The sequence below is a fragment of the Candidatus Nanosynbacter sp. TM7-087 genome (assembly GCF_022828365.1).
Taxonomy (GTDB): Bacteria; Patescibacteriota; Saccharimonadia; order Saccharimonadales; family Saccharimonadaceae; genus Nanosynbacter.
Genome location: NZ_JAJQJU010000001.1, coordinates 224,792 through 248,634, shown reverse-complemented (window position 1 = coordinate 248,634; position 23,843 = coordinate 224,792). Strand labels below are relative to the sequence as shown.

At 45.0% G+C, this 23,843-nt stretch carries 25 protein-coding genes and 2 tRNA genes; 13 read left to right on the top strand and 14 right to left on the bottom strand.

Features of this window, described 5'->3' with window-relative positions; genetic code table 11:
* Positions 1–4: 4 nt before the first annotated feature.
* The 7 genes from atpG to LRM41_RS01265 are packed head-to-tail and all read right to left on the bottom strand — an operon-like array spanning position 5 to position 4,724.
* Positions 5–886 (bottom strand): ATP synthase F1 subunit gamma, encoded by an 882-nt coding sequence (atpG, locus tag LRM41_RS01295; protein ID WP_243819136.1) that lies wholly within the window; start codon positions 884–886, stop codon positions 5–7.
* 3 nt (positions 887–889) lie between these two features.
* Entirely contained in the window at positions 890–2,416 is a 1,527-nt protein-coding gene (gene atpA, locus LRM41_RS01290) for a F0F1 ATP synthase subunit alpha (protein ID WP_243819135.1), read from the bottom strand.
* An 8-nt stretch (positions 2,417–2,424) separates the two neighbouring features.
* Entirely contained in the window at positions 2,425–2,823 is a 399-nt protein-coding gene (locus LRM41_RS01285) for a F0F1 ATP synthase subunit delta (protein WP_243819134.1), read from the bottom strand.
* Positions 2,824–3,366: a F0F1 ATP synthase subunit B gene (atpF, locus tag LRM41_RS01280; RefSeq protein ID WP_243819133.1), complete on the bottom strand. Its 543-nt coding sequence runs from the start codon at positions 3,364–3,366 to the stop codon at positions 2,824–2,826.
* A 15-nt stretch (positions 3,367–3,381) separates the two neighbouring features.
* Complete coding sequence (locus LRM41_RS01275) at positions 3,382–3,594, bottom strand: H(+)-transporting ATPase (protein ID WP_129637300.1); 213 nt, start codon at positions 3,592–3,594, stop codon at positions 3,382–3,384.
* Positions 3,595–3,630: 36 nt separating this feature from the next.
* Positions 3,631–4,467 carry a F0F1 ATP synthase subunit A gene (gene atpB, locus LRM41_RS01270; protein WP_243819132.1) on the bottom strand — a complete coding sequence of 279 codons (837 nt, stop codon included), beginning with the start codon at positions 4,465–4,467 and terminating at the stop codon, positions 3,631–3,633.
* A complete protein-coding gene (locus tag LRM41_RS01265; protein WP_129743885.1) occupies positions 4,464–4,724 on the bottom strand; it encodes a hypothetical protein in 261 nt (86 codons plus the stop codon). The genes atpB and LRM41_RS01265 overlap by 4 nt, the downstream gene beginning before the upstream one ends.
* 39 nt (positions 4,725–4,763) lie before the next feature.
* Between LRM41_RS01265 and LRM41_RS01260 the strand changes: the two genes are divergently transcribed.
* The gene (locus LRM41_RS01260; RefSeq protein WP_243819131.1) at positions 4,764–4,988 is read left to right on the top strand and encodes a hypothetical protein; all 225 of its coding nucleotides are present in this window, start codon (positions 4,764–4,766) and stop codon (positions 4,986–4,988) included.
* Positions 4,989–5,036: 48 nt separating this feature from the next.
* Complete coding sequence (locus LRM41_RS01255; protein ID WP_129634903.1) at positions 5,037–5,324, top strand: glutaredoxin family protein; 288 nt, start codon at positions 5,037–5,039, stop codon at positions 5,322–5,324.
* 50 nt (positions 5,325–5,374) lie between these two features.
* On the opposite strand, the gene LRM41_RS01250 is transcribed toward LRM41_RS01255, so the two are convergent.
* Positions 5,375–7,033, bottom strand: a complete 1,659-nt coding sequence (locus LRM41_RS01250; protein ID WP_243819130.1) for an ABC-F family ATP-binding cassette domain-containing protein — start codon at positions 7,031–7,033, stop codon at positions 5,375–5,377.
* A gap of 89 nt (positions 7,034–7,122) precedes the next feature.
* Between LRM41_RS01250 and smpB the strand changes: the two genes are divergently transcribed.
* Complete coding sequence (smpB, locus tag LRM41_RS01245; protein WP_129632756.1) at positions 7,123–7,599, top strand: SsrA-binding protein SmpB; 477 nt, start codon at positions 7,123–7,125, stop codon at positions 7,597–7,599.
* A gap of 29 nt (positions 7,600–7,628) precedes the next feature.
* Here the strand turns inward: smpB and LRM41_RS01240 are convergent, their stop codons facing one another.
* Genes LRM41_RS01240 through LRM41_RS01230 form a run of 3 tightly spaced genes read right to left on the bottom strand, consistent with a single transcriptional unit; the run spans position 7,629 to position 10,799 of the window.
* Positions 7,629–8,927, bottom strand: a complete 1,299-nt coding sequence (locus LRM41_RS01240) for a glycosyltransferase (protein ID WP_243819129.1) — start codon at positions 8,925–8,927, stop codon at positions 7,629–7,631.
* A 19-nt stretch (positions 8,928–8,946) separates the two neighbouring features.
* Positions 8,947–9,969, bottom strand: a complete 1,023-nt coding sequence (locus LRM41_RS01235; protein ID WP_243819128.1) for a glycosyltransferase family 4 protein — start codon at positions 9,967–9,969, stop codon at positions 8,947–8,949.
* A 20-nt stretch (positions 9,970–9,989) separates the two neighbouring features.
* The gene (locus tag LRM41_RS01230; RefSeq protein ID WP_243819127.1) at positions 9,990–10,799 is read right to left on the bottom strand and encodes an alpha/beta fold hydrolase; all 810 of its coding nucleotides are present in this window, start codon (positions 10,797–10,799) and stop codon (positions 9,990–9,992) included.
* Positions 10,800–10,829: 30 nt separating this feature from the next.
* Between LRM41_RS01230 and LRM41_RS01225 the strand changes: the two genes are divergently transcribed.
* The 3 genes from LRM41_RS01225 (at position 10,830) to LRM41_RS01215 (ending at position 12,767) form a co-directional block, all read left to right on the top strand.
* Complete coding sequence (locus LRM41_RS01225; RefSeq protein WP_243819126.1) at positions 10,830–11,630, top strand: exodeoxyribonuclease III; 801 nt, start codon at positions 10,830–10,832, stop codon at positions 11,628–11,630.
* Between the two features lie 5 nt (positions 11,631–11,635).
* A complete protein-coding gene (locus LRM41_RS01220; RefSeq protein ID WP_243819125.1) occupies positions 11,636–12,421 on the top strand; it encodes a carbohydrate kinase family protein in 786 nt (261 codons plus the stop codon).
* A gap of 133 nt (positions 12,422–12,554) precedes the next feature.
* Entirely contained in the window at positions 12,555–12,767 is a 213-nt protein-coding gene (locus LRM41_RS01215; RefSeq protein WP_243819124.1) for a hypothetical protein, read from the top strand.
* 120 nt (positions 12,768–12,887) lie between these two features.
* Here LRM41_RS01215 and LRM41_RS01210 read toward each other — a convergent pair.
* A tRNA-Leu gene (locus tag LRM41_RS01210) sits at positions 12,888–12,974 on the bottom strand.
* 91 nt (positions 12,975–13,065) lie between these two features.
* On the opposite strand from LRM41_RS01210, the gene LRM41_RS01205 reads away from it, so the two are divergent.
* Positions 13,066–14,481 (top strand): sortase, encoded by a 1,416-nt coding sequence (locus LRM41_RS01205; RefSeq protein WP_243819123.1) that lies wholly within the window; start codon positions 13,066–13,068, stop codon positions 14,479–14,481.
* Between the two features lie 9 nt (positions 14,482–14,490).
* On the opposite strand, the gene LRM41_RS01200 is transcribed toward LRM41_RS01205, so the two are convergent.
* Positions 14,491–15,987, bottom strand: a complete 1,497-nt coding sequence (locus LRM41_RS01200) for a PEGA domain-containing protein (RefSeq protein ID WP_243819122.1) — start codon at positions 15,985–15,987, stop codon at positions 14,491–14,493.
* An 89-nt stretch (positions 15,988–16,076) separates the two neighbouring features.
* On the opposite strand from LRM41_RS01200, the gene LRM41_RS01195 reads away from it, so the two are divergent.
* Genes LRM41_RS01195 through LRM41_RS01175 form a run of 5 tightly spaced genes read left to right on the top strand, consistent with a single transcriptional unit; the run spans position 16,077 to position 21,631 of the window.
* A complete protein-coding gene (locus tag LRM41_RS01195) occupies positions 16,077–17,102 on the top strand; it encodes a DUF4367 domain-containing protein (protein ID WP_243819121.1) in 1,026 nt (341 codons plus the stop codon).
* A 29-nt stretch (positions 17,103–17,131) separates the two neighbouring features.
* Complete coding sequence (gene gltX, locus LRM41_RS01190; protein ID WP_243819120.1) at positions 17,132–18,577, top strand: glutamate--tRNA ligase; 1,446 nt, start codon at positions 17,132–17,134, stop codon at positions 18,575–18,577.
* A gap of 38 nt (positions 18,578–18,615) precedes the next feature.
* The gene (locus LRM41_RS01185) at positions 18,616–19,722 is read left to right on the top strand and encodes a DUF3048 domain-containing protein (RefSeq protein WP_243819119.1); all 1,107 of its coding nucleotides are present in this window, start codon (positions 18,616–18,618) and stop codon (positions 19,720–19,722) included.
* Complete coding sequence (locus LRM41_RS01180; protein WP_243819118.1) at positions 19,713–21,239, top strand: sensor histidine kinase; 1,527 nt, start codon at positions 19,713–19,715, stop codon at positions 21,237–21,239. The genes LRM41_RS01185 and LRM41_RS01180 overlap by 10 nt, the downstream gene beginning before the upstream one ends.
* A gap of 8 nt (positions 21,240–21,247) precedes the next feature.
* Entirely contained in the window at positions 21,248–21,631 is a 384-nt protein-coding gene (locus LRM41_RS01175; RefSeq protein ID WP_243819117.1) for a response regulator transcription factor, read from the top strand.
* A 35-nt stretch (positions 21,632–21,666) separates the two neighbouring features.
* Here the strand turns inward: LRM41_RS01175 and LRM41_RS01170 are convergent.
* A tRNA-Glu gene (locus LRM41_RS01170) sits at positions 21,667–21,741 on the bottom strand.
* Positions 21,742–21,858: 117 nt separating this feature from the next.
* Here LRM41_RS01170 and LRM41_RS01165 point away from each other — a divergent pair.
* On the top strand, positions 21,859–23,841 hold the full coding sequence (locus LRM41_RS01165; protein WP_243819116.1) for an ATP-binding protein: 1,983 nt from the start codon (positions 21,859–21,861) through the stop codon (positions 23,839–23,841).
* Positions 23,842–23,843 lie beyond the last annotated feature (2 nt).

Here is a 23,843-nt window from a genome sequence, read left to right as displayed (position 1 = left end):
TTTATCATTGTTCCATCGCCTCCACGCCACCAGAAATTTCAGCAAGCTCCTGAGTAATTGCTCCTTGACGAGCTTTGTTCATAGCTAGTGTCAAATCATCAACCAAATCACTGGCATTATCCGTAGCATTCTTCATCGCCATCATACGCATAGAATGTTCACTGGCGCGAGCGTCAAGCAACGCCTGCAACAGTCGCGCACCAACCAAGCGATACGCCACCGCGTCCAAAACTTCTGGAATACTCGGCTCATATTTGGCGTCAGAAATCGTGTTAGAAACCTCACTCGGATCAACCAAAATCTCTGTTCCTGCTGGCAATAATCTGTCCAATTCAGCAGTCTGAACCATACTGTTCACAAAACGCGTATAGACAAGTGTAACGGCGTCAACTTCGCCATTTTCAAACATATTTACTGCCGTATTCAAAATCGTATGGAACGTCAATCCAGACGGCTGATCTGGCAGATCTTCATACGTACCGATGATTTTCGTATCTTTAAGGCGCGTTGCGAATTGCGAAGCTCGCCGACCAATCGTCAAAGTCAAGTTCTCAATTCCGCGCTCGTCATCACGCTTTAACAGCTCCAAATACTTCTTCAAAACATTGGTGTTGTATGCGCCAGCCAGACCTTTGTCGCTGGCCACCACGATAATCAATCGCTTATTTATCTTTCGCCTAACGAACAGCGGGTGATTGTCGGTTGCGCCTTGGCTCGCCAAATAAGACAACAATTCTTCCGCAGCCATTGTGTACGGAGCAGAAGCTTTGTCCGCCTCTTGAGCCCGACGCATTTTACTAGCCGCCACCAATTGCATAGCCTTGGTGATCTGCTTAGTTGAGTCCACCGAACGAATGCGATTTTTCAGCGCGCGAGTGCTCGGCATGAATTACTCCTCAAATCCTTTCGCTATTTCTTTCGTAGCTTCGTCAATCAATTTCAATTGCTCATCCGAAGGCTTGTCGCCCTTGTTCAACTCACGCATAGCATCTTTAGAATTTTTCCAGAGATAAGTCAATAGAGCAGACTGTGCGTCCTTAATCCTAGAAACTGGAACTTCGTCAAACATACCACCAGTCACAGCGTGGATACTGACAAATTGCTCCCAGACGCTCATTGGCTGATATTGTGGCTGCTTCAGAAGTTCAGTGAGTCGCTGACCGCGGTCAATTTGAGCCTTTGTCGCGTCGTCAAGATCTGAGCCGAATTGAGCAAATGATGCCAATTCGCGGAACTGTGAAAGACCGAGCTTCAAGTTTCCGCCGACAGATTTAACGGCCTTCGTCTGAGCTGCGCCACCAACACGAGAAACTGATAGACCGGCTGAGATGGCTGGGCGAATACCTTGATAGAACAAGTCGGTTTCCAGGAAAATCTGACCGTCAGTAATGGAAATCACGTTGGTCGGAATGTAAGCAGAAATGTCGCCAGCCTGCGTTTCGATGATTGGCAGAGCCGTCAAGCTTCCCGCACCGAGTTTATCTGACAATTTAGCCGAGCGTTCCAACAAGCGTGAATGCAAATAGAAGACGTCACCTGGATAAGCTTCGCGTCCCGGTGGACGGCGCAACAATAGCGACATCTGTCGATAAGCCACCGCGTGCTTTGTCAAATCGTCATAAATCATCAATGCGTGACCGCCGTTATCGCGGAAATATTCCCCCATGGCGGTACCGGCGTAAGGCGCCAAGTAAAGCAGGGAGGCAGCGTCGGACGGGCTGGTTGCGACGATAATCGTCTGGTCCATCACACCTTCTTCTTTCAATCGGTCGACCAACCTGGCAATCTTCGACAATTTTTGACCAATTGCCACATAAACGTTCACCACGCCAGTCTTTTGACGAGCTTGGTTAATCATCGTATCAATAGCAATTGCCGTCTTACCAGTTTGACGGTCACCGATAATAAGCTCACGCTGACCACGACCGATTGGGAACATCGCGTCAATCGACATAATACCAGTCATCAGAGGTTCATGAACCGATTTGCGGCCCATCACGCCGATAGCAGGGCGCTCAATCAAGCCACGTTTCTTCGTTTTAATCGCTGGACCGTCGTCAAGAGGTCGACCTAGCGGGTCAACCACTCGCCCCAACAGCTCTTCGCCAACAGGAACGTCTAGCACCGAACCTTTGCGGCGAACGCTGGCGCCAGCCTTGACCTTATCCTCACCACCAAGAATCACCGCGCCAATTTCATCTTCCATCAAGTTCAGGACAAATGCTTCAACCGTGCCGCCATCAGTTTCAATCTCCAGCACTTCACTATAGCCAGCACTACTTAAGCCATGCACCCAAGCCACGCCGTCACCAACGCGAATAACCACGCCAGCATCTTCCAAACCTTCCGTCGCCTCCAGCTGCGCGATTTTTTCCCGCAGGCTTTTGGCTAATTCTGTCACATCAATCTTGCTCATTTTTCCTCCTAGATTTTCTTCGCCCGCAAGTCGTTTAACTTCTTCGAAACCGTTGCGTCCAGTGTTGCGGTCGGCGTTTGTAGCTTAAATCCGCCAATCAACGTTGGGTCAATTGATTCTCTTAGCGACACTTTTGGCTTGCTATTTTTATCGCTCGCCGCAGACGCCAGAAATTGCTCTATTTTACGCCTTGTATTGTCATCAAGCGCTCTCGCACTCTCGACCGACGCTACAATTTCACCACGCTCGGCCAACTCAGCCTCAATGTCTCGCACCAACAAATCAACTTCACGTTCGTGCTTTTCGTAAATCAAAAGACCAGCAATTTCTTCCAACACCGCATCATTGCCAGCTAAAATTTGTTCAGCTGCGTACTTTGCCAACTTCCTCCTGGACACTAATCTCATCTATTCAGCCTCCCCAAGCGCTTCCGAAATCAGCTTTGTATCTTTCTTCGCATCAATTTTCTCGCCCAAAACCTTGCCAGTCGCTTCAGCCACCAACTCTAATGTCGAATTGTGCAGGTCTTTCTTAGCGTTTTCAATTTCTTGAGCAATCGTATTATGCGCTTCTTTAATCAAAGCTTCAGATTTGGCAGTCGCTTTTTTAGCCGCTTCTTCAACGACTTCAGTCGCTTCTTCTCGAGCGGACGCCACAATGTCGCTAGCTTGCGCTCGTGCTTTTCGCATCATTTCGGCGGTCATTTCTTCGGCTCGATCGGCATTTTCCTTAGCGGATTTTGCCGCCGCGTCAGCCGCTTTCAAGTCTTTTTCTCGCTTGACGAGCATTTCTATCATTGGCGGATAGACAAACTTGCGAAGAACAAATAGCAAGATTAAAAATGCTACCGTCTGAAACGCCAACAGCACCCAATCAATACCCAGCGAATCAAACAAACCAGCTTTTTCCGATGCGCCAGAATTGGCAAATTGTGTTAATATTTTCTCCACAATTTACTCCGAAAACTACATAACTTTGCCGACGATTGCTGCGACGAAACCGATAATAGCAATAGCGTCGATGAATGAAATACCCAAGATCATCATTGTGCGTAGGTCGTTGATTTTTTCTGGGTTACGGCCAGCAGCGTTCATGGCTGCTGCGCCAACGATTGCGGCACCGATTGCAGCAAATGCAGCTGGGATTGCGTAGGTAAGTGTGAATGCTAATGCTTCCATTGTTAATATTCTCCTTTTAATTAATTATTACCTAATTTAATCACTCTCTGATGTTGCCAACTTATTAGTTTCAACAGAGGAGTGAACTTCATCAATTGGCTCATGTGAATCATGGTGAGCCAGCCCCAGGGAAATAAACACAGTCGATAGCATGAAGAAAATATAAGCCTGAATACCGCCGATAAATAACTCAAAGAAGTAGAATGGTTGCAGAGCTACGGGCGACAAAAACTTCGTCATATAAGCGATAATCGCCAAGAGAATTTCGCCAGCCAAAACGTTACCAAACAGACGAAAACTTAGCCCCAGCATTCGCGAGAACTCAGCCACCAACTCCAGAATGCCAACAAATGACATAATTGGATCGCGCAGTGGATTAACAAAATATCGCCCCAAATTGCCCTTAAAGCCCAAATACTTAAACGCGTAAATCTGCGCTGCGACAATCGTTACAATTGCCAAGCCGAAAGTCATATTAAGATCTGCCACGCCGCCGCGGAACAGCGGAGTATGATGTTCACCGATAGTAATTGGACCAACGATCGGCAAAAGCCCCAGCCAATACTGTGCAACGATAAAGAAAAACAACGTAATACAGAGCGGAGCAACCTTACGCGCCCATTTTCGGTCTGGAATGACTTGGCAAACTGTATTATAAAGTCCGTCGAACGTCCACTGAATTAGTCTTGTGATAAAATTATGCTTCTTTTTACCTAAAACCGCCGCACGAGTACGGAACATTGCCCACACCAGTACGATCAATCCCAAGAATCCCATCAAGTGTGAATTCGTAATAGATACGCCAGCGACATTGAAAACTTCGTCAACCTTTACTGAAATATGCGGACCAGCGCTTGCCATATAATCGATCATTTCTTCAACTCCTGCTGTTTAATTTTAGCAATTTGCAAAGCTACGAGAATCACTGAGATAATCGCGCCAGAAATAATTCCAGCAAGTAACCATCTCATCTTCATTCCGCTGACATTATCCAGCCACAGCCCCAGTAAAGTCAGACCAATTGTTGGCAAAAACATTCGCCACATTGTACCAATCATCGTCCTTGCCAAAATCATCATCGCGCCAGAATCGCCTGTATCATTAGCCGAAATGTCAGTTTCTTTTACCATTACTTTCCACTATATCAATCTGTTATACTATTTTGCAAGATGCCACGACGAAATTATTCAAAAAATAGCCAGAAAAGCCAAAAAACATCATTGATGTCAATTTCAGGGCTGACTAATTGCCAGAAAAAACGTCGCTTCTCAACAGAGGTAAAGGCGCGCCAAGCAGCGGAAATCCAAGAATTAGCAAACCCTAATTTGTCGATTGATATATATCACTGCGAGTGGTGTAAAAATTGGCATTTGACGTCGAAGAATTCTAAATAGACATAACCGTTATGTTATAATTGGAAGTGTTATTAAATAGGGGAATATATGAGCGAAGACACAACGAACAACCATCAAGACACAAAAGTTGTCGTGTACAACACTAGCTGGTGCGCGTTTTGCCACACGGAAATGGAATGGCTGAAGAAGCTGGGAATTGATTTTGTTTCCAAAGATATCGAGGCTGATCCTGGCGCAAAAGAGGAATTACTAAATAAAAATGGTGGCAATTTCCAAGGCGTGCCGGTAACAGATATTAACGGGGAATTAGTGCTTGGTTTTGATCGACCGAAACTACAAGATTTACTACGAAAAAACGGCTTACTAGCCGACTAATTTTCTTAAAAACGATTCAAGATTTTCCGTCAAATTCTGGCGGAAAATTTTTATTCTGCGCCAATTTGCACAACTTTGCCGCCAAGTTTTTCGCGAAAATAATTATCGTGGCTGACGTAAAGAATCGCGCCGGAATACTTGACCAACGCCGTTTCCAGCTCCTCGATGCTCGGCAAATCCAAGTGGTTCGTCGGCTCATCCAGAACTAGCAGTTGCGGGTCGTTCGCCAGCATAGCAATAATCTGAAAACGCGCCTTTTGACCGCCAGATAAGCGAGCCAGTGGTGTCATCCGATCAGCGTCTGTGAACAAATAGTCAGCCAAAAGTTGCCGAATTTTCGTATCAGAAATCGACAAATCGCGACTCATATACAATTTTTCAATCGCTTTTTCTAACGGATCAGACAGATATCGCTCGTCAATTTCTTGCTCATATACGCCAATTCGAACCTGCGGATCAAGGAAAATATCGCCAGAATAAAGAACAGGACCGCCGTCAAAGCTCTTGCCCGACGCCAAAATCATCCGAATCAACGTAGTCTTACCAGCGCCATTACGACCTCTAATTTCAATTGCTTCACCTTCACGCAAATCAATATTCACATCCTCAAACAATATCCGCTCACCAATCCCAACCGCCACATTTTCCGCACGAACCAACACATGCTGGCTGCGGCTGGACGCATCCTTCATGCTCAGGCGAATATTACGCGACTTGAACTTTCCGTAACGCTCAGCCGATTTATAATCCAATTGACTAGCAGATTCTTTGTCAATCCAAAACGTCGGCTTTTCCATTTCTGACAATTCCGCCAGCTCCGCTCGCGCCTCGTTCTCCAGCCGCTTAAATTTCTGAATCGTGCCAGGATTTCGCGACTTTTCCTTAAGCCTTTGATAGTCCAAAACTTTTTGTTTCAGGTTAACAATTCGCTTCTCAATCTGCTCAAAATTGTTCATTCCAGCCGTCGTCGCTTGCGCATTCTGCTTCAAATACGCATCGTAATTTCCACGGTAGCTAACGGCTTGACCATCCTTAATCTCAACTATTCGATCAACTTGCCCAAGCACATCGCGATCATGCGTAATGATTAGCATCGCTTGATGTGGCTGGGAATTCATCCAATCAATAAACTGCTGTTTCGCAACGTAATCCATGTGGTTGGTCGGCTCATCAATCAGCGCCAGATGCGCCTCCGAGTGCATAATTTTAACAATCTCAACTAATCTTTTTTGCCCGCCAGACAAGGAAGAAATCTTCCGATTACCATAACCGTCTAATTGAAAATTGCTCAGCTCTCGCTCAATTTTTTCTTCAACTTGATAAAATCCTTTTTGGTCAAATCGCTCCAAAGCTTGCGTATATTCTTCAATCTTTCGCATATTGTCGCCCATAGTCAGCGGATATTCATCGATGATTTTCTTTAGCTTGGAATATTCTGGAAGTCCGCTAAGAATGTACGCCATGACCGTTTGCTCACCCAAACCGTGATGCTCCTGAGCTGTAGTTGCTATTGTAATACCGCGCCGAAAAATAACCTCGCCAGTATAATCAGTATCTTTTCCGCTCAATATTCCAAACAGCGTCGACTTGCCAACACCGTTACGGCCAACCACGCCGACTTTCTCGCCATCGTCCACACTGAACTTGACGTCTTTCATCAACGTCTTATCGCCAAAACTTTTTTCAGTAATATGAATGTCGGCTATCATGCTTGAGATATTGTAACATAAGTCATATTTCAGCCGCACCAAACTAGCCTAAATATACTGTCGCGTTAAGTTTTGCTATAATATAATCCATGTCAAAGCCAAAAGCTAAAAAACCAGCTACGCAAAATATTGTCAATCGTCGCGCACGGTTCGATTATGAACTTGGCGAAGAAATCGTTGCCGGTTTGGTTTTAACTGGAATGGAAGTACGAGCCGCCAGAGAAGGTCACGTCCAGCTTAAGGGTTCATTTGTTAGCTTAAGAAACGGCGAATTGTGGCTAAATAACGCCAGCTTTTCACTGCGATTAAACGTTCGCGGAGAAGCAAATAGCCGCTCAGTCGACACTTCGGCGCGGAAATTATTGGTAAGTAAAAAACAATTGTCCAATTTTACAGAAGCCAAAAAACAGGGAATGACAATTGTCCCGACTAAATTATTGACCAACGGAAAATTCATTAAAGTTGTAATCGCGCTCGGAAAAGGTAAGAAAAATTACGATAAGCGCCAAACCATCAAACGCCGCGACCAAGATAGGGAAACCAGGCGACTCATCTCTAATAGATAATCATAATGATTACAAACTCAGCCTGAGATTTATTGATTTTCGCGCGCGTCAATTAGCTTTTGATAGAGCTTTTCAAGCTTCTTCACTTGACTTCGCTCCGTAAACTTGTTGGCTAATTTTTTACTTTCAGCACTAAATTCTGCTTGTTTTTTCGGACTTTTTAGAATTGCAATTACTTTTTCCGCTACGCTTTCTGGATTATTTTCTGCAAAATAGCCGTTAACTCCGTCTTTCACAACCTCTGAAACTTCCTTGTCAATAATAACAATCGGCTTTCCGGCATGAGCAGCCTCATGAAGCACCCAGCCTTGCGTATCTTTAAGCGAAGGAAAAGTAAACACGCTCATCACTTTATACGCCACGCCCAAATCTTCTCGTGGCATGGCGCCAGTAAAGATAATCCTATCCGCAAAATCCGTCTCAGTCGCCATTTTTTCCAAAGTTTTTCGATATTCAAAATCGCCGACAAACAATAGCTTCGATTTCGGACGAGCTTCAGCGATAAACCCACTAAACGCCTGAATCAAAATTGGCAAATTCTTTTCCTCGCCCAAACGTCCAACAAAGCCAAACACTTCATCTTTTTCGTCAAGACCCCATTGCTCGCGAAATTCTGCGACTCGTTTCGCGCTCGCCCGCGGAAGAGTATTCACGCCGTTTGGCATTAAAGTGACGTCATACGCGTAATCTTCAGTCTGCCAAGACTCCAATTGATCACGGCTTTTACGCGACAGGGCAATCACCGCATCCGCCTTGCTGTATAAAATAGTAATAACGCGCTCAATAATATCTTTATTCCATTTCGTTACGCCATTACGCGGACGGTATAATTTGGCAACTTCCAGTAAATCTTGTCCGTTCAATTTCACCGACAATGGAAAAACCACTCCCGCAAGCGCCAGAGCTCCCGGCAAAACCGCAGGATAATGATCGACGAACTCATATAAATCCGTACAATGCTGAATAACCAAAGGAATATTATTTTTCTTCGCTGCCTTCACGCCCAATAGACCAATTTGCGACGGCGTAAAAATATGAACGACGTCCAGATTCATATTAGCAATTTGACGCTGCACTACAGGAGGGAAGAATACCGACGTGTCGTAATCATCAAAAAACGCGCCTGTAATTGAACGGAAACGAATTATTCGACTATTTTCATCTTCGTGAAGAAGTTCGGCTTGCTTGGACGGACTAATAGACTTCGCTGGGCAAAAAACATAAACCTCATGCCCCAAAGCTTCCAGCTCGCGCTTTAATGATTCAACAACATAGACAATACCATTGATAGACGGTCTGTAGCTGTCCGTAAAAAGTCCTATCCTCATAATGTCCTCATTATACCATTTATATCAGCGATCGATAAAATTCGACCAATCGCTCGGCGCCAGCACTGCTGTCAAAACGTTTGGCAATTTCCTCAGCGCCAACTTGCGCCTTCTTATAAGCCTTTTTATCTTTACGCAATTTATTGACCAATTCCAAGAACTCATCGTCCGTTTTCGCCATAACAGCGTCGCCCTTAAATGTGTCGTTATATTGCGGAATGTCGCGCAGAATGATCGGCAACCCAGCGCCAGCCGCCTCCAAGACGCACATAGGGTGATTTTCCTGCATAGCCGGCAAAACAAAAACGTCGGCAGCGACATAATAGTCACGAACATTTTCCAGAGGTATCACACCAGTTACAGTGAGATTATTCGGCGCATTTTTTATCATATTTTGCATGGCGTTATAATCCGCGCCCAAATTCTTAAACGGAATTCCTCCCACCCAGAAAAACTTTGCATCTGGCATTTCTTTGGCAGCTTTTATTAAAATATCCAAACGTTTTCGCGGCTGGACTTGACCATTTCCCATAACCACAAAATCATCATCCTTCAAACCAAGCTTCTTCCGAGCCGACTTTTTCTCCGCAGCAGAATGCTTATATCTCGACATATTTATCGTATTGTAAAGAACTTTCGTCTTTGGCACGTGCATATCATTTATCAACTCATCAGCAACCATACCGGAGCAAGCTAAAACCAAATCAGCCTTTTTATAAAAGAACTTTAGCCATGCTCGACCCAAAGGCTTCCAATATTTCGCACCTTTAAGCGAGCCAATAAAACTATCCGGCACAATATGAGCAGAAACGACTTTTTTGCCACTTTTTTTCATCAAATGCCGAAACGAATACAAACCCATAGTCTGAATATGGATAATGTCAGCAGGACGATCAGAATTCACTTCAATATCAATATCTTTTCTTTTACGCAGCGCGTCCGTAATCTCCTTATAAGCCGTATGCACACCGTGACCCTGAACGGTGAATTCGCTCTCAGAAATCATATTAACAATTAGTTTTTTATCGTCTTTCTTACTCATATCTACAGTATAGCAAATAATTATTCCGCCAATATCAATTCGGCAACCAGTTCTGGGCTATCCAACACCGACAAATGTCCCGTATCAAGCTCCACAAATTTATCAATTTTTACACCATCGGCGGCGTTCACAGGAAGCGAAATCTTGTCCCGTCGCCCAACTATCAATCCCGTAAATTCACGCTCAGAAATAATATTTTTTTCACCCCATGAAATGTCCCGCGCAATTTTCGATTGCTCTAAATATTGCCGCCGCGTTACTCGCGTATTTTTCGTCAGCCACCGTATCAAATCCACGACATTTTTCCGTCTATTATTCACCAAACACAGCCCACGGAACACCGAAAAGTAATAGTTCAAATAAATATATTGATTCACCCGACGAGTGCGGTAAAAGAACGACGAGGAAATTCTCGACATAACCGAAGTTTTCACCGGAGGACTGATGTACCAAATTTTCCGGCATCGCATTTTATTTGCCGCCAAACATCCAAGCGAATGGGCAACAACCTCGTCAATTGACACGCCTTTACTGTCAAAAGCCGACATCAAATTCATCGCCCAATTTTCAACGTCGCTCATTTTCATATCTTTTATCAATTGACTTCTGCCGTGAGAAGGCAAGTCAACAAACACCAAATTCGCGTCATTTTTCAGGTGATAAGCCAGAGGAATCATCCCGTGAAAATCGCCACCAATGCCGTGAATTAGCAAAATAGTTTTATTCGAGCCGCCTTGATAAAAATAATAAGCAGTTTTCACGCCTCCGACGTCCATAAAGCCACTTGATATTTCGCCCAAAAACTTATCGTACATTGGTAGCATATTCATTAAATTATATCATCACGGTATAATAAAATTATGAAGCTTTTCTCTTGGAACGTAAACGGTATTCGTGCAGTTATAAATAAGGGTGAATTTGCGAAGTTCATCGACACGTACGATCCAGATATTTTATGCCTACAAGAAACCAAAGCCACCAGAGATCAAGTCGAAATTGACCTGCCAAATTATCACGAGCATTTCTATTCCGCCGCCAAAAAAGGCTATTCTGGCACGGCAATTTTCTCTAAAATTCCACCGCTCAATTGGCGCGACGGTTTTCCGCCGAACATCATTGAGCAATTTGACTTGACGGGCGACGAATACGGCAATCCAGCCGACGAAGGACGAATCATTACCGCTGAATTTGACGATTTTTGGATTGTCAATTGCTACACTCCGAACTCAAAAGGAGATTTAAGTCGATTGGATTTGCGATATAAAAAATGGGACAAGGCGGTGTTGGCTTATCTGGAAGAATTGGAATTGTCAAAGCCAGTCCTTTATTGTGGCGATATGAACGTGGCACATCAAGAAATTGACTTGGCAAACCCAAAGCCCAACGTTGGCAAACACGGCTTTACTGATGAAGAAAGGGAAGGTTTTCAGAATTATTTGGACGCTGGATTTACAGACACTTTTCGGGCGGCTTTCCCTGAAAAAACTGGCGCTTATAGCTGGTGGACGCACTGGGCAAATGCCAGAGCGCGAAATGTTGGCTGGCGGATTGACTATTGGCTGGCGTCGCGTGAAATTGCAAATCGCGTTACTAATCCGCAAATTCATCCAGAACAAATGGGCAGCGACCATTGTCCGGTGAGTATTGAGGTAAATTTGTAATGGATATGAAATTTTGGCAAAAACAAGAACCAGGGAAGCCACTTTTTCCAGATGTCGAATGGAATAAGCCAGAACGACGCGACCAAGCGGGAAAATTGGGAATTATCGGTGGCAATAAATTAGGCTTTTTAGCGGTCGCAGAAAGTTATCAAGAAGCGCTTAAGGCTGGTGTAGGTGAGGCTCGCGTTTTACTGCCAGACGCCCTGAAAAAAAGCGTCCCAGCTACCATGACCGACGTGCTATTCGCGCCAACAAACCAATCGGGCAGTTTGGCAAACGAAGCGCTCGCTGAAACTTTGACACTGGAAAGATGGGCAGACGTATTGCTATTATGCGGCGACGCTGGACGAAATAGTCAGACGGCAATTGTCTATGAAGAATTGATCAAAAAGTCAGAAATTCCCGTCGTGCTGACGCGAGATGCGATTGACCTTGTACAAAATAGTTTTCAGGAAATTCTGGACAATCCGCACGTGGTTTTCATAGCAAGTCTGGCGCAAGTTCAGAAAATATTCCGCGCAATTTTTTATCCAAAAATGATTACGTTCAGCATTCAATTATCGCAACTTGTCGAAGCGCTCCACAAATTCACCATCACATATCCCGTAACAATTTGCGTTTTTCATGCCGACAATTTAATAATCGCCCACAGCGGAGAAGTCGTCACCCAAAAATGGGACGCACCAATGGCAATTTGGCGGGGAACCGTCGGCGCCCGCGCCGCAAGCTACTTGATTTGGTCGCCGAAAGCGCCACTAGCAGCAATCAGTACCGCTATTTGCAAAATGTAGCTTCTTATAAATATCTACTTGACATTACGTACAATTAGTTGTATCATACTAACAAGCTTTCGCTCGTGACTTGTCAAAGGGCGAAAGTAGCCCTTGGTCGCGAGTGAAACACTTCTTAAGGAGTGATTTTATCATGCGAATTGGATCTCTGTTCATCATGATCGTGGCGATTATGACAATCGTCATAGCTCCCGCCTTGATCGGGGCGGTAGTCGGGGCGCTAATCGCGCTCATGCTCACCATGGATGTCCTCCCCGCAGCGCTCATTGGAGCACTGAGCGGAAGCTTCGTCGGCTTCGTATTCCTGCTGAATGCAAAAGCGAACGGAGGAGAGAAAGGGCTGTAAAGCCCGCAGAAAACAGCTTGCCTGTAAGGCTATAAAGCCTCGGCTAGCGCCTTTCTGCGGGCTGTTTTCTTTGCATAAAAAAATCGCCCAAAATGGACGATTATCACCTGAAGCTGCCTCTGGTACCGCGGGCCGGACTTGAACCGGCACGAGCTATTGCTCACCAGATTTTGAGTCTAGCGCGTCTACCAATTCCGCCACCGCGGCACAAGAGAACGCTCCAAGCTACCGTATGATTGTAACACAACCAGCAATTTCTCACAAGCACGACTTTTATTTGATATCAATTTGACGTATAATGAAAGAAGTTATGTATCCGACGGATGATCAATCAAACGGTCGAGTGGGCATGCCGGTATCAGATCAGCGCCGATCTATCACGCCGCCAACTCGCGACTCAGCAGCCTCACGAAATGCCGCTGCTGATGTTATTCGTGGGCAGCTTGACGCTATTTATTCCAGAACAGAAGAGCAAAATTCTGCGCCAGAAAAAGCTCAGCCGCAATCATTTTCCGCTCAATTACAATCAAAACCCGAAGTCAGGCCAGAACAGCCTAAAGCGCAAATAGCCAAACCTCAGCAAGCTTCAACAGCGCCACAGCCAGAGCCAAAAAAAGACTCTGCTAATCACGCTATGCGAACGACGCCAATTGCCCAAACCCAGATTCAACCAAAGCCACAAATTAGCAATTCCGCTCCCGTAAACCAAACCGCTCAAACTCAAAATTCAACCGTCCACACTCAAGTTTCAGCCGACCAGTGGAAGCAATACCACAGTGCTTGGCAGAAATATTATCAGATGTATTACGAGCGTTACTATGCCGGCGACATTGCGGCAAAAAACCGTGAGATTTCTCGATTGACGAAGGAAAGTCAGAATATCACGCCAGTAATCAGCGAAAACGAGCCTCTGGACCCACAAAAAGCAGCCATAAAAGAACTCCGCAGCCAAATTCAGCAAAAAGTTCGCGACTCCGCAAATAAAGTGAAAAAATCTCGGCATTTCGTTCCGGCGATTGCTGGATTATCAGTGCTATTAGTCTTCATGTTTTTGCAATATAACCGCGTTATTTTCGGCGCGGTCGCAGCCTATACAACACCTGGCGCAATTAACCCGCAAAACATCATCGTTGACGCCTCCACCGACGTAACTGTCGGACCAGAACCTAGGATTATCATCCCAAAGATTAACGTTGACGCGCCAGTTATTTACGGCGCCGCTAGTGACACAAAATCGCAATCAAAAGCCATGGAGAAGGGAGTGGCTCACTTTTCAATTCCTGGCGCCAGTGCCGTGCCAGGCGAAGTCGGAAATGCTGTATTTGCCGCACACTCCAGTAACGACGCTTTTGCTGGTGGCGATTATAAATTCGTCTTTGCTCAAAATGAAAAGTTGGTCAAGGGCGACATTATTTACATGAATTACAATGGGAAACGCTACACTTATAAAATAACATCAACAGAAGTTGTTATGCCAACCGAAGTTTCAAAAGTTCAGATTAACACAGATAAGCCAATGCTGACGCTTGTAAGCTGCGTGCCTTTAGGAACCGCAGAGAAACGACTTCTTATCTTCGCAGAACAAATCAGCCCAGACCCAAGCAAAGCTACCGCGACTTCAGAATCCAGCTCAAATCAGCAGCAAAGCAACAAATCAAATATCCCAGGAAAACCCGAGCCGACTTTGCTTGAGAAATTATTCGGCGGTCGATAAACTAGCTATTTAATTAAAGAACCCGACAGGTCCATTGTCCATATTCATTTTACTCAGGACAATTTTTCCAGAAGCGTTGGTCGTCAATCCGTAAACGTATCGCTGATTTGAGGATAAAACAGAATCCAAACCAGGCTTAACGCTTATCAACGTATGAGTGTTCGTGCCATCAAACTCACGAATTTCCATTTTTCCCGACGCAGAAACGCTACGAATATAGAAATTGTCAAGCCACTTCACTTCCTGCGCCACACCGATATTAAACACGTTCGACAATTCTTTACGCTCCAAATCATAAGTCTGCAGCATAGCGCCGTTTTGCGCCACGATAAATCGCCCAGCATTATCCATCATCACGTTCACAGTCGCATTGTCAGTTTTAATAGTCTTTGCCGTTTTTAAGAACTCTTTTTGGCGGTCCTTAGAATCCGAAATATCACCTCTGTAAATTGTCATATTTTTACCATCAGTCAATACCACGGTGTCTTTATTAAAATAACGAGAAATTCGAATTACCGGAGTAGAATCAGTAGCAAAAGTGCCGATCACAAATGGCTCTTTCCAATCTCGCTTCCAAATTCCTGCCACTTTTTTGCCGTCAATAACAGCCAGGTAGGACAAACGATCGTCGCCGTAAAGCTTGAAAGATTCGACGCCAGTCAAGATTGGGCTAGAAATTGTCGAGCTATCAAGGTCAACTCGCCTCAATTCGCCAGTTTCCTGCAAGGCGTAAGCCGTGTGCGCGCCAGTCCCCGCAAAGCCAATTTGCTTAATTCCAAAACCAGTCATCGCTGTTACGTCAATAATTTTCTCTGGATTTTCTCTATCAAAAACCAACCACTGCACGCCAGTAGTGTTATTTTCCGCTGGATACGAATGCTTCACTAACGCGTAACGAGAATCGCGGTCCCACTCCGACACGGTAAACGTATGATTGTCAGAAGACAGGGAATAGCCAGCCAAAACGCTCGTGCTTAATGCATGCTCCGTGAACTTTTCCTTATCTTTGTTCGTATCGCGAATGTCGCCAATTGTCAGAATCGGAGTTTTATCCTTAACGCCAAATCCTATCAAGAAATTACCAGCTGGCGACAGAGAAACGGATTGTAATGAATCGAACGTTTTTACTTCGGTGGTTTCGCGTTTTGTCGGAATCAGTCTGGCGTAATTCAAATTTGTCACAGTATCAGATTTGATATTTAGCGTTTTTTGCCACGGTTCGTATTTATCCAATTTCATCGAAAAAGTGTGCTTGCCAGGAAGAACAGTGCTTTTCGTCGGAGTGCGGCGTAGCTCCATATCGTCAACATAAACCAGCGCCCCGCCAGGATGTGATTCATATTGGACAAGTCCAGTCTGTTGCAATTCTTTCGTATTTGGATCAAACGTATAGCCGAGCATTCTAAACGTCAAAAACGTAAGAAGAATTATAAGTGATAATGTCATCAGCGTGTACACAAAGGTCCGCCGCGCGAGCTCTTTAGTGCGATTCTTTTTCTGGTACATAATTACGGAAATTATAACATATTTTTACACTTGAAAAAACCTTAGGCGATTTGTAATATAATATACAGGTATAAACATTAGGGGGATTAATGGCAAGTAAAAACTACGTGGTTATCAATGGACGAGCTTACAACACTATTACTGGAATGGTAATGGATGATATTAAGATTGAAAAATCTGAAATAGAAAAAGAACAATCAATCAGTAGGCGTGGTACATCTGTATCAAATATTCACGCCGCACACGTTCAGAAATCCAGCACATTGAATCGTCGGCACGTTAAAATGCCGCAGCGTACACCATTGGCTGCCAAACCCCAGAAAGCTCGCGTCGACGTGAAGCAACATATCGCCGTGAAGAAGTTTTCTACGCCAATTGTTAGCAAGCCAGCTCCTCAGAAAATTGCCATTAACCGCCCAGCCGAAGCTCACCCCGTTACTCGTCGCGCTCAGCAAAGACCTCTTAGCGTTAACACTAAATTGCGAAAAGAACGCCAGCCTCTGGCCATGAATAACAATCCGCTTGTCGCCGTCGCTCCACAAAAAATAGAAAAACCAATTGCTGCAAAAACCGCTCATCAATTGAAAAATGAAGCAATTGAGAAAGCTTTGTCAAATGAGATTATCAGCAATAAAAAAGCACGTCGACGCCAGAAAAAGGGCGGCGCCTTGCGTTGGTTGAATACGTTTTCTGTTGGTTTTGCGGTGATGCTACTCGGTGGCTATTTAACATACTTGAGCATGCCAAATATCTCCATAAAAATGGCAGCCGTTCAATCAGGAATTGACGCCAAATATCCAGGCTATAAGCCAGACGGCTACGCGCTGAATGGACCTATCAAATTCAAATCAGGTGAAGTCAGCATGAAATACGCCTACGCCGACGGAAGTTCAGAGTACACCATAACTCAGCAAAAAAGCGGCTGGAATTCGTCAGCTGTGAAAGAATTTTTCTCTGAAAAGCATAAAAACCCGAACACTACGATGATTGATGGATTGACAATTTACAGCGGCGGAAAAGAAGCGGCTTGGGTGAACGGCGGGATTTTATATCAAATCAGTGGCGACGCGAACCTCTCAAGCAGTCAAATTGAAAAAATCGCCACTAGTCTGTAACTCATCAGATAACGTGCTATAATTTACTCATGACTATTAGAACTCGTTTTGCGCCAAGTCCGACTGGCTATATTCACTTAGGCAACGTTCGTACCGCGCTATACACATACCTTGTCGCCAGGGCGCATCAGGGAGATTTTATCTTACGCATCGAAGACACAGACCAAGCTCGGTTCGTCGAAGGCGCAGAAGAAATGATTTTGGAAACCTTAAATTGGCTAGGGCTAAATTGGGACGAGGGACCAAACCTTAACAATCCAAAAGAAGAGTCTGGCGATTTTGGTCCATATCACCAAACAGATCGCCGTGATATTTACATAAAATGGGCGAAGAAAATGATTAGCGAAGGGTTAGCTTACGCCGATCCGTACACGCCTGAAGAAGTGCAAGTTTTCCGCGACAAAGCCAAGGCCGAAAAGCGAGCATTTTTATATCGCGACCATCGTCCAGAAAATCCGCCAGAGTGGCAACTTGGAATGCCGCTGCGCTTCAAAGTTCCGGAAATTAAGCGTTATTCTTGGACGGACGCCGTTATGGGCGAATTGTCAGCTGGCCCAGAAGCTTTGGACGATTTCATTCTGATCAAAGCAGACGGTCTGCCAACTTACAATTTTGCGCACATCATTGACGATTTTGAGATGCAAGTCACGCACGTGATTCGCGGCTCGGAATATATTGCCAGTACGCCTAAATATCTGTCGCTTTACGAAGCTCTTAAAATTACGCCACCAATTCTGGCGCACGTGCCACACATTATGGCGCCATCGGGAAATAAAAAACTTGGCAAGCGGGACGGCGCTAAAAGCGTAACCGAATATCGATCAGAGGGAATTTTGCCAGAAACGATGCTCAATTTCTTAGCGCAACTTGGCTGGAACGACGGCACGGAGCAGGAAATTTTTAGCAAAGCTGAGTTAATTGAAAAATTCTCACTTGATCGCGTTCAAAAATCTGGCGCGCGATTTGACGAACAACGACTCATTTGGCTTAACGGTCAATGGATTCGCTCGCTTAGTTTGGACGATCTTTATTCTCGCTGCCAATCATTCTGGGGCGAAGAAGCCAAAAACGCTGATGAATCATATAAAAAGCGCGTTCTGGAATTGGCGCAAGATCGCTTGAAGACATTGCAAGATTTGCCAAAATTAACGAGCTATTTCTTCGTCGAGCCTGAAATTGACACGGAATTGATTGACGGAAACAAGCAACTTCGCAAATTGACCGACGACGAACGACGAGAGTTATTGTCAATTGCTCGCCGAGAATTCGAGAAAATTACAGATTGGACGCCAGAAACAATTCAGAATTGCCTTAATGAATTACTGGAAACGACAGGACAGAAGCCGGGGATTTTGTTTAGTCTGGTGAGAATTGTGACGACGTGGGCGCTGTTTAGTCCGCAACTTAACGACACACTGGCGCTAATTGGCAAGGAAAAAACTCTGCAAAGAATCGATAATTATCTACAAAAATAGTTTATTCGTGCGCCGAAAATGCTATACTAAGCATAAGCATGAATGTTGAAAAAATAGATAAATCAGGACAAAAAAAGAACGCTCGCTGGGAGTCGTTCAAAGAATGGGTAAAAAAACATATTCTGGCAATCGTACTCGTGGTGAGTGCGATGGTTATTGCTGGAGTTTTCATAATTGCAATTCACTCCATAAAATACGAGCAAACCGCTAGCGTGGAACTGAAATTGCCAACTAAAAAGCCCGCGCCGAAGAAGTTTTATTCGCCGCTAACTGGCGTGGAAATCGCGAACGAAGCCGCCGCGAAGCTGCCTGTAACTGGCGTGATGATTGAAAATAGTCCAGCCGCCAGACCGCAGTCAGGACTGAAGAAGGCTGGCGTGGTTTATGAAGCCGTGGCAGAGGGCGGAATCACTAGGTTTTTGGCTCTGTACCAGGGAGAGAAACCTGCACTAATCGGTCCGGTGCGAAGCTTAAGATTGTACTATTTGAACTGGGCGGCGCCGTATCAGGCATCAATCGCACACGTCGGCGGAAGTCCCAACGCTTTATCTCAAGTCAGAAACGGCAATTATCGCGACATCGACCAGTTCTTTAACGACGGATCGTATTGGAGATCTCGCGACCGCTACGCGCCGCATAATGTCTATACTTCAGGAGAAAAACTTGACCAATTGAACAGCGCAAAAGGTTATAACAATTCCGAATTCACCAGCTTCGCGCGAGCAGACGGCAAGCCCGTCGAATCGCCAAACGCCACATCTGTAAGCATAAACCTCAGCGGCTCACTCTACAACACCTCATACGCTTACGACAAGGCGTCGAATTCTTACCTCAGGAGCATGGCTGGCGCGCCACATACAGATAGGGAAGATGGGCAAATTGCCCCAAATACTGTCGTAGCTATGGAAGTTGGCGTTGAAGCTCGGGCTCAAAATTACGATGGCTACGAAGACGTCAAAACGACAGGATCCGGCAAAGCTTACATTTTCCAAAACGGCACAGTCGCCACCGCCACTTGGTCAAAAGCGGACATAAATTCGCCACTTAAATTGACAGATGAATCCGGAAAAGACGTCGCCTTAAATCGCGGACAAACATGGATTGCAGCCTTCACGCCAGGAAGGGGAAATGTTTCATGGCAATAGATCCGACATCTAAAACCTTGCGCGAGTACAAACAATATTATTACCGAAAAGTCATATTAGTCCTATTATCAGCGAGCGCCTGCATCATATTAGGACTGGGAATAGCACTCCATTTCACGGCAATTTCCATATTTCAGCTAAATTTCTGGATTATCATTTTAATTACCGCTATCTTGCAAATCCTATTTTCAATTTCTATAGTTAAAATCATTGCTGCGCCGCTTAATAAAATTCTGGCGGCACTTTCTCATAAAATTGGCGAACTGACCACCGACACTCCGCCAAATCCTAACGATAAACGCTACGAAAAAACTGGATTTAAGACGGCGCTTCAGGCAATTTATGGCGATTATCAACCAGAGCAAAAACCAACTAGTGACAACGACAAACCAAAAATCCCGCTCACTCAAGCCCTGAATCAGGCCAGTACTGGCGTCGTGATTCTTAATTCCAATCAGAAGATTATCTTCGCCAATTCCGCCGCCCCGATTTCCAGAAACGCAAAGGGCGAGGATTTTCTGGCGCTTGATTTTCTAAACGAACCGAGTATTTCCGATTGGCTTCACGAAATCTCCAATGAGAAAATTAAAGCCGAACATCGCTGGCAACGCATTAGCACCAACCCTGACGTCATCCAAAAAACGCGGATTTTTGACATCATCGTATCGTTTGAGAAGGGTGCTGCTGCCGAAACTGTCATTTTCCTCATCGACAAGTCTAAAGGATATTTACCCGAAGAAGAGGACCTTAATTTCATTTCGTTCGCTGCCCACGAGCTTCGCGGACCGATTACAGTTATTCGTGGCTATCTGGACATTATCAACGAAGAGTTTTCTGGGCGCTTGCAGGGCGACGAAAGGCAGCTTCTTGATAGGCTGGTAGTTTCGTCCAACCGCTTATCTAGCTACATTGATAATATTCTTAACGTTGCCAGATATGATAGACACCACTTGAAGGTCTATCTGCTGGAAGACACTGTCGCTAATATTTACGCCTCGATCGCCGATGATATGCAACTTCGCGCCTCGACTCAACACAGAATGCTCAGCGTCAATATTCCAGATGATCTGCCGACAGTAGCCGCTGATCACGGAAGTATCGGGGAAGTGATTGGTAATCTAATTGACAATGCCATCAAATACAGTTTTGAGGGCGGGTCCGTAACCGTTTCCGCCGAGCAAAAAGGCGACTTCGTGGAAGTGTCTGTCGCCGATAATGGAATTGGAATGCCGGCGAATGTCGTGGACAATTTGTTCCACAAGTTCTATCGATCACACAGATCACGCGAAGCCGTGGCTGGGACGGGAATTGGGCTTTATATTTGCAAAGCTTTTGTCGAATCTCACGGCGGCTCGATAATTGCTCGATCCCGCGAAAACGAAGGCTCGGTTTTCTCGTTCACTTTGCCAATTTATGCTACAGTTAAAGACAAATTGTTAGAAGACGGGCAGCTGAATAATCAATTGATACGAAAAGGCGGCGGCTGGATAAAAAATCACGCTATGTATAAGGGCTAGGAGGAATTATGATAAAGACAATTTTATGCGTGGAAGATGACCGATTTATTGGCGAAATGTACGTCAGAAGTCTGCAAAAAGCGGGATATGACGTGACGTGGGTGGTTGATGGAAATGACGGGCTAGTGGCTGCGCGCAACCAGAACTTTGACTTGATAATCTTAGATTTGATGTTACCAGAGCAACGTGGTGACCAGATTTTAGACGCACTGAGAAACAACAATGTCGATTTGGTTCCGAATAGTAAGATTTTGATTATGACCAATTTTGAGCAGGACGAAGCTTCGCGTAGGTCTGTCATGAGTCGTGTTGACGGATATCTAATTAAGGCTGACATTACACCGCGGAATTTGATAGAAGTTGTTAAGCAGATGAATGGCGAGAAATCATAAATAAAAAAGACGGAAATAATCCGCCAGAATATTCTTGGTGACCCCACCGGGAATCGAACCCGGGTTGCCAGGATGAGAACCTGGTGTCCTAACCGCTAGACGATAGGGCCGTAACTCCATGGATTATACCACGGAAAGGGAAGGCTTGTCTACTTTTCCGCATCCATACAACCTCTACGTCATATTTATCACTTGAGATTTTTCCGAAAATTCGCCATAATAAAACTATGAAAAAGGGCGGGATTTACTTTAAGCCTCACGCAATTTCCAGATTTTGGTTAAGACGGTTGTGTGAAGTGGCATTACTGAGCTGTTTCACGATCATTCTTTTATACGCATGGGCGCGATTTATACCGACCGGTTATCAATTGCCAATCGGATTATCTGTCTCAGACTTAGCGGCTGGCGTAGCAGGAATTGGCAGCTTAATTGTGCTAATCTTATGCTTTTGGCTTCCCAGAAAACACGAAACTGGAATCGGAATTTTCGTATATTTATTAACCGTCACCGTCGCTACAACCACCATAATTACCAGCGGCGGAGTCGTTTCACCGTTTCTGGTTATGTGGATTATCGTGGCAATTTTTGCAGGATTTTTCGGCGCAATAATCTCAGGAATAATGGGACTTTTGGTTATTTTACAGATTATAGCCACCAGCGTTCAACAGGGAATAAACATGCAATTCATCATCGGCTACCTATTCTTCGGATTTTTGCCTTTAATTTTTAGCCTCGTTCTATGGATTCGCCGCCAAAAAACTGATGACAATACATCCAGCTTGAAGAATAGACTTTCCGCGGTTGAGAACAAATCTGACGTAGTGATTAATGCCATCGACGACGGCGTTCTGGCGATCTCCAAAGACGGCAACATAGAATTAATCAATCCATCCGCCCAACAAATCATCGGCTGGGACCAAGGTGACGCGCTCGGACTTAACTGGAAAAGCGTCTTAAAACTCGTTACTTCAGACGGAAAAGACGTAGAGGACCTCGAAAATCCAATAGTCCAGTCCTTATCAAAAAACCAACCAACTCATAACGATAAATTATTCCTATTAACCAGCTCCGAAAAGCGAATTTTAGTTTCAATTGTCAGCTCTCCAGTCGGCACTGAAGGCGAAGGAGTTATTGTAGTTTTCCGCGACATCACCAAAGAAAAAGCCGAGGAACGCGAGCAAGCCGAGTTCATCTCCACCGCCAGCCACGAGATGCGCACGCCGGTTGCGTCAATTGAGGGCTATTTGGGTCTGGCATTAAACCCAGCCACCGCACGTATTGACGAAAAGGCGCGAGATTTCATCACCAAAGCTCACGAGTCAGCCCAGCATTTGGGACGATTATTCCAAGATCTTCTTGATATCAGCAAAGTTGAAGACGGACGAATGAAAAATAACCCGAAGATCATCAACGTAAACGAATTTTTGAAGGATATTTTTGATGGTTTAGCGACGAAAGCTGATGAAAAGCAGCTCAATTACATCTTTATGCCAGACATAATTGATGAAGGTAAAGAGAAGTCATTGCAGCCAATTTTTTATGCCAATATTGACCCTGATCATTTTCGGGAAGTCGTCAGTAATTTAATTGAGAATGCCATCAAGTACACGCCATCGGGCGAAGTTGTCGTCAATGTTACCGGCGACGATAAACAGATTTCTGTAAGCGTGAAAGATAGCGGCATTGGCATTCCCGCCGAAGATATTCCGCATTTATTCCAGAAATTTTATCGGGTGGATAATTCTGACACGCGAGAAATTGGCGGAACTGGCTTGGGGCTATATTTGAGCCGCCGCTTGGCCGAGGCGATGTCTGGAAACTTGCGAGTTGAAAGCAAGTATAAAGAGGGAAGTACTTTCTATCTGGAAATTCCTCGCATGAGTAGTTCGGAAGCCAAGCAGCGATTAGAATCTGCGGAAGCCAAAAAGCCCGAAGATAAAACGCCGAACTCTTTGGCTTCAGAAAAAATTGGAATTGCCACAGAAGAGAAGACGGAGGATGTCGCAATTGAAAATAATAGCGAGATTGTCGATTCAAATCCAGCCGCAATCGCAACTCTAGAAAATCCAGCTCCAGCCGTACCAACGACTCCAGCAGTCCAGTCAGAAATTCCACAGCCAGCCAGAAATTCTTCCGAGCCAACGCTGGCTGAAATTGAGGAAGAATTGCGCAAAAAGCGTCAGCAATTGTCCATACCTGGTCGCGAATAATA

What these genes read in the sequence shown, in the direction of transcription:
- atpG (WP_243819136.1), bottom strand. Translation starts at nt 886, where the DNA reads ATGCCGAGCACTCGCGCGCTGAAAAATCGCATTCGTTCGGTGGACTCA.
- atpA (WP_243819135.1), bottom strand. Translation starts at nt 2,416, where the DNA reads ATGAGCAAGATTGATGTGACAGAATTAGCCAAAAGCCTGCGGGAAAAA.
- LRM41_RS01285 (WP_243819134.1), bottom strand. Translation starts at nt 2,823, where the DNA reads ATGAGATTAGTGTCCAGGAGGAAGTTGGCAAAGTACGCAGCTGAACAA.
- LRM41_RS01275 (WP_129637300.1), bottom strand. Translation starts at nt 3,594, where the DNA reads ATGGAAGCATTAGCATTCACACTTACCTACGCAATCCCAGCTGCATTT.
- atpB (WP_243819132.1), bottom strand. Translation starts at nt 4,467, where the DNA reads ATGATCGATTATATGGCAAGCGCTGGTCCGCATATTTCAGTAAAGGTT.
- LRM41_RS01265 (WP_129743885.1), bottom strand. Translation starts at nt 4,724, where the DNA reads ATGGTAAAAGAAACTGACATTTCGGCTAATGATACAGGCGATTCTGGC.
- LRM41_RS01260 (WP_243819131.1), top strand. Translation starts at nt 4,764, where the DNA reads ATGCCACGACGAAATTATTCAAAAAATAGCCAGAAAAGCCAAAAAACA.
- LRM41_RS01255 (WP_129634903.1), top strand. Translation starts at nt 5,037, where the DNA reads ATGAGCGAAGACACAACGAACAACCATCAAGACACAAAAGTTGTCGTG.
- LRM41_RS01250 (WP_243819130.1), bottom strand. Translation starts at nt 7,033, where the DNA reads ATGATAGCCGACATTCATATTACTGAAAAAAGTTTTGGCGATAAGACG.
- smpB (WP_129632756.1), top strand. Translation starts at nt 7,123, where the DNA reads ATGTCAAAGCCAAAAGCTAAAAAACCAGCTACGCAAAATATTGTCAAT.
- LRM41_RS01240 (WP_243819129.1), bottom strand. Translation starts at nt 8,927, where the DNA reads ATGAGGATAGGACTTTTTACGGACAGCTACAGACCGTCTATCAATGGT.
- LRM41_RS01235 (WP_243819128.1), bottom strand. Translation starts at nt 9,969, where the DNA reads ATGAGTAAGAAAGACGATAAAAAACTAATTGTTAATATGATTTCTGAG.
- LRM41_RS01230 (WP_243819127.1), bottom strand. Translation starts at nt 10,799, where the DNA reads ATGAATATGCTACCAATGTACGATAAGTTTTTGGGCGAAATATCAAGT.
- LRM41_RS01225 (WP_243819126.1), top strand. Translation starts at nt 10,830, where the DNA reads ATGAAGCTTTTCTCTTGGAACGTAAACGGTATTCGTGCAGTTATAAAT.
- LRM41_RS01220 (WP_243819125.1), top strand. Translation starts at nt 11,636, where the DNA reads ATGAAATTTTGGCAAAAACAAGAACCAGGGAAGCCACTTTTTCCAGAT.
- LRM41_RS01215 (WP_243819124.1), top strand. Translation starts at nt 12,555, where the DNA reads ATGCGAATTGGATCTCTGTTCATCATGATCGTGGCGATTATGACAATC.
- LRM41_RS01205 (WP_243819123.1), top strand. Translation starts at nt 13,066, where the DNA reads ATGAAAGAAGTTATGTATCCGACGGATGATCAATCAAACGGTCGAGTG.
- LRM41_RS01200 (WP_243819122.1), bottom strand. Translation starts at nt 15,987, where the DNA reads ATGTACCAGAAAAAGAATCGCACTAAAGAGCTCGCGCGGCGGACCTTT.
- LRM41_RS01195 (WP_243819121.1), top strand. Translation starts at nt 16,077, where the DNA reads ATGGCAAGTAAAAACTACGTGGTTATCAATGGACGAGCTTACAACACT.
- gltX (WP_243819120.1), top strand. Translation starts at nt 17,132, where the DNA reads ATGACTATTAGAACTCGTTTTGCGCCAAGTCCGACTGGCTATATTCAC.
- LRM41_RS01185 (WP_243819119.1), top strand. Translation starts at nt 18,616, where the DNA reads ATGAATGTTGAAAAAATAGATAAATCAGGACAAAAAAAGAACGCTCGC.
- LRM41_RS01180 (WP_243819118.1), top strand. Translation starts at nt 19,713, where the DNA reads ATGGCAATAGATCCGACATCTAAAACCTTGCGCGAGTACAAACAATAT.
- LRM41_RS01175 (WP_243819117.1), top strand. Translation starts at nt 21,248, where the DNA reads ATGATAAAGACAATTTTATGCGTGGAAGATGACCGATTTATTGGCGAA.
- LRM41_RS01165 (WP_243819116.1), top strand. Translation starts at nt 21,859, where the DNA reads ATGAAAAAGGGCGGGATTTACTTTAAGCCTCACGCAATTTCCAGATTT.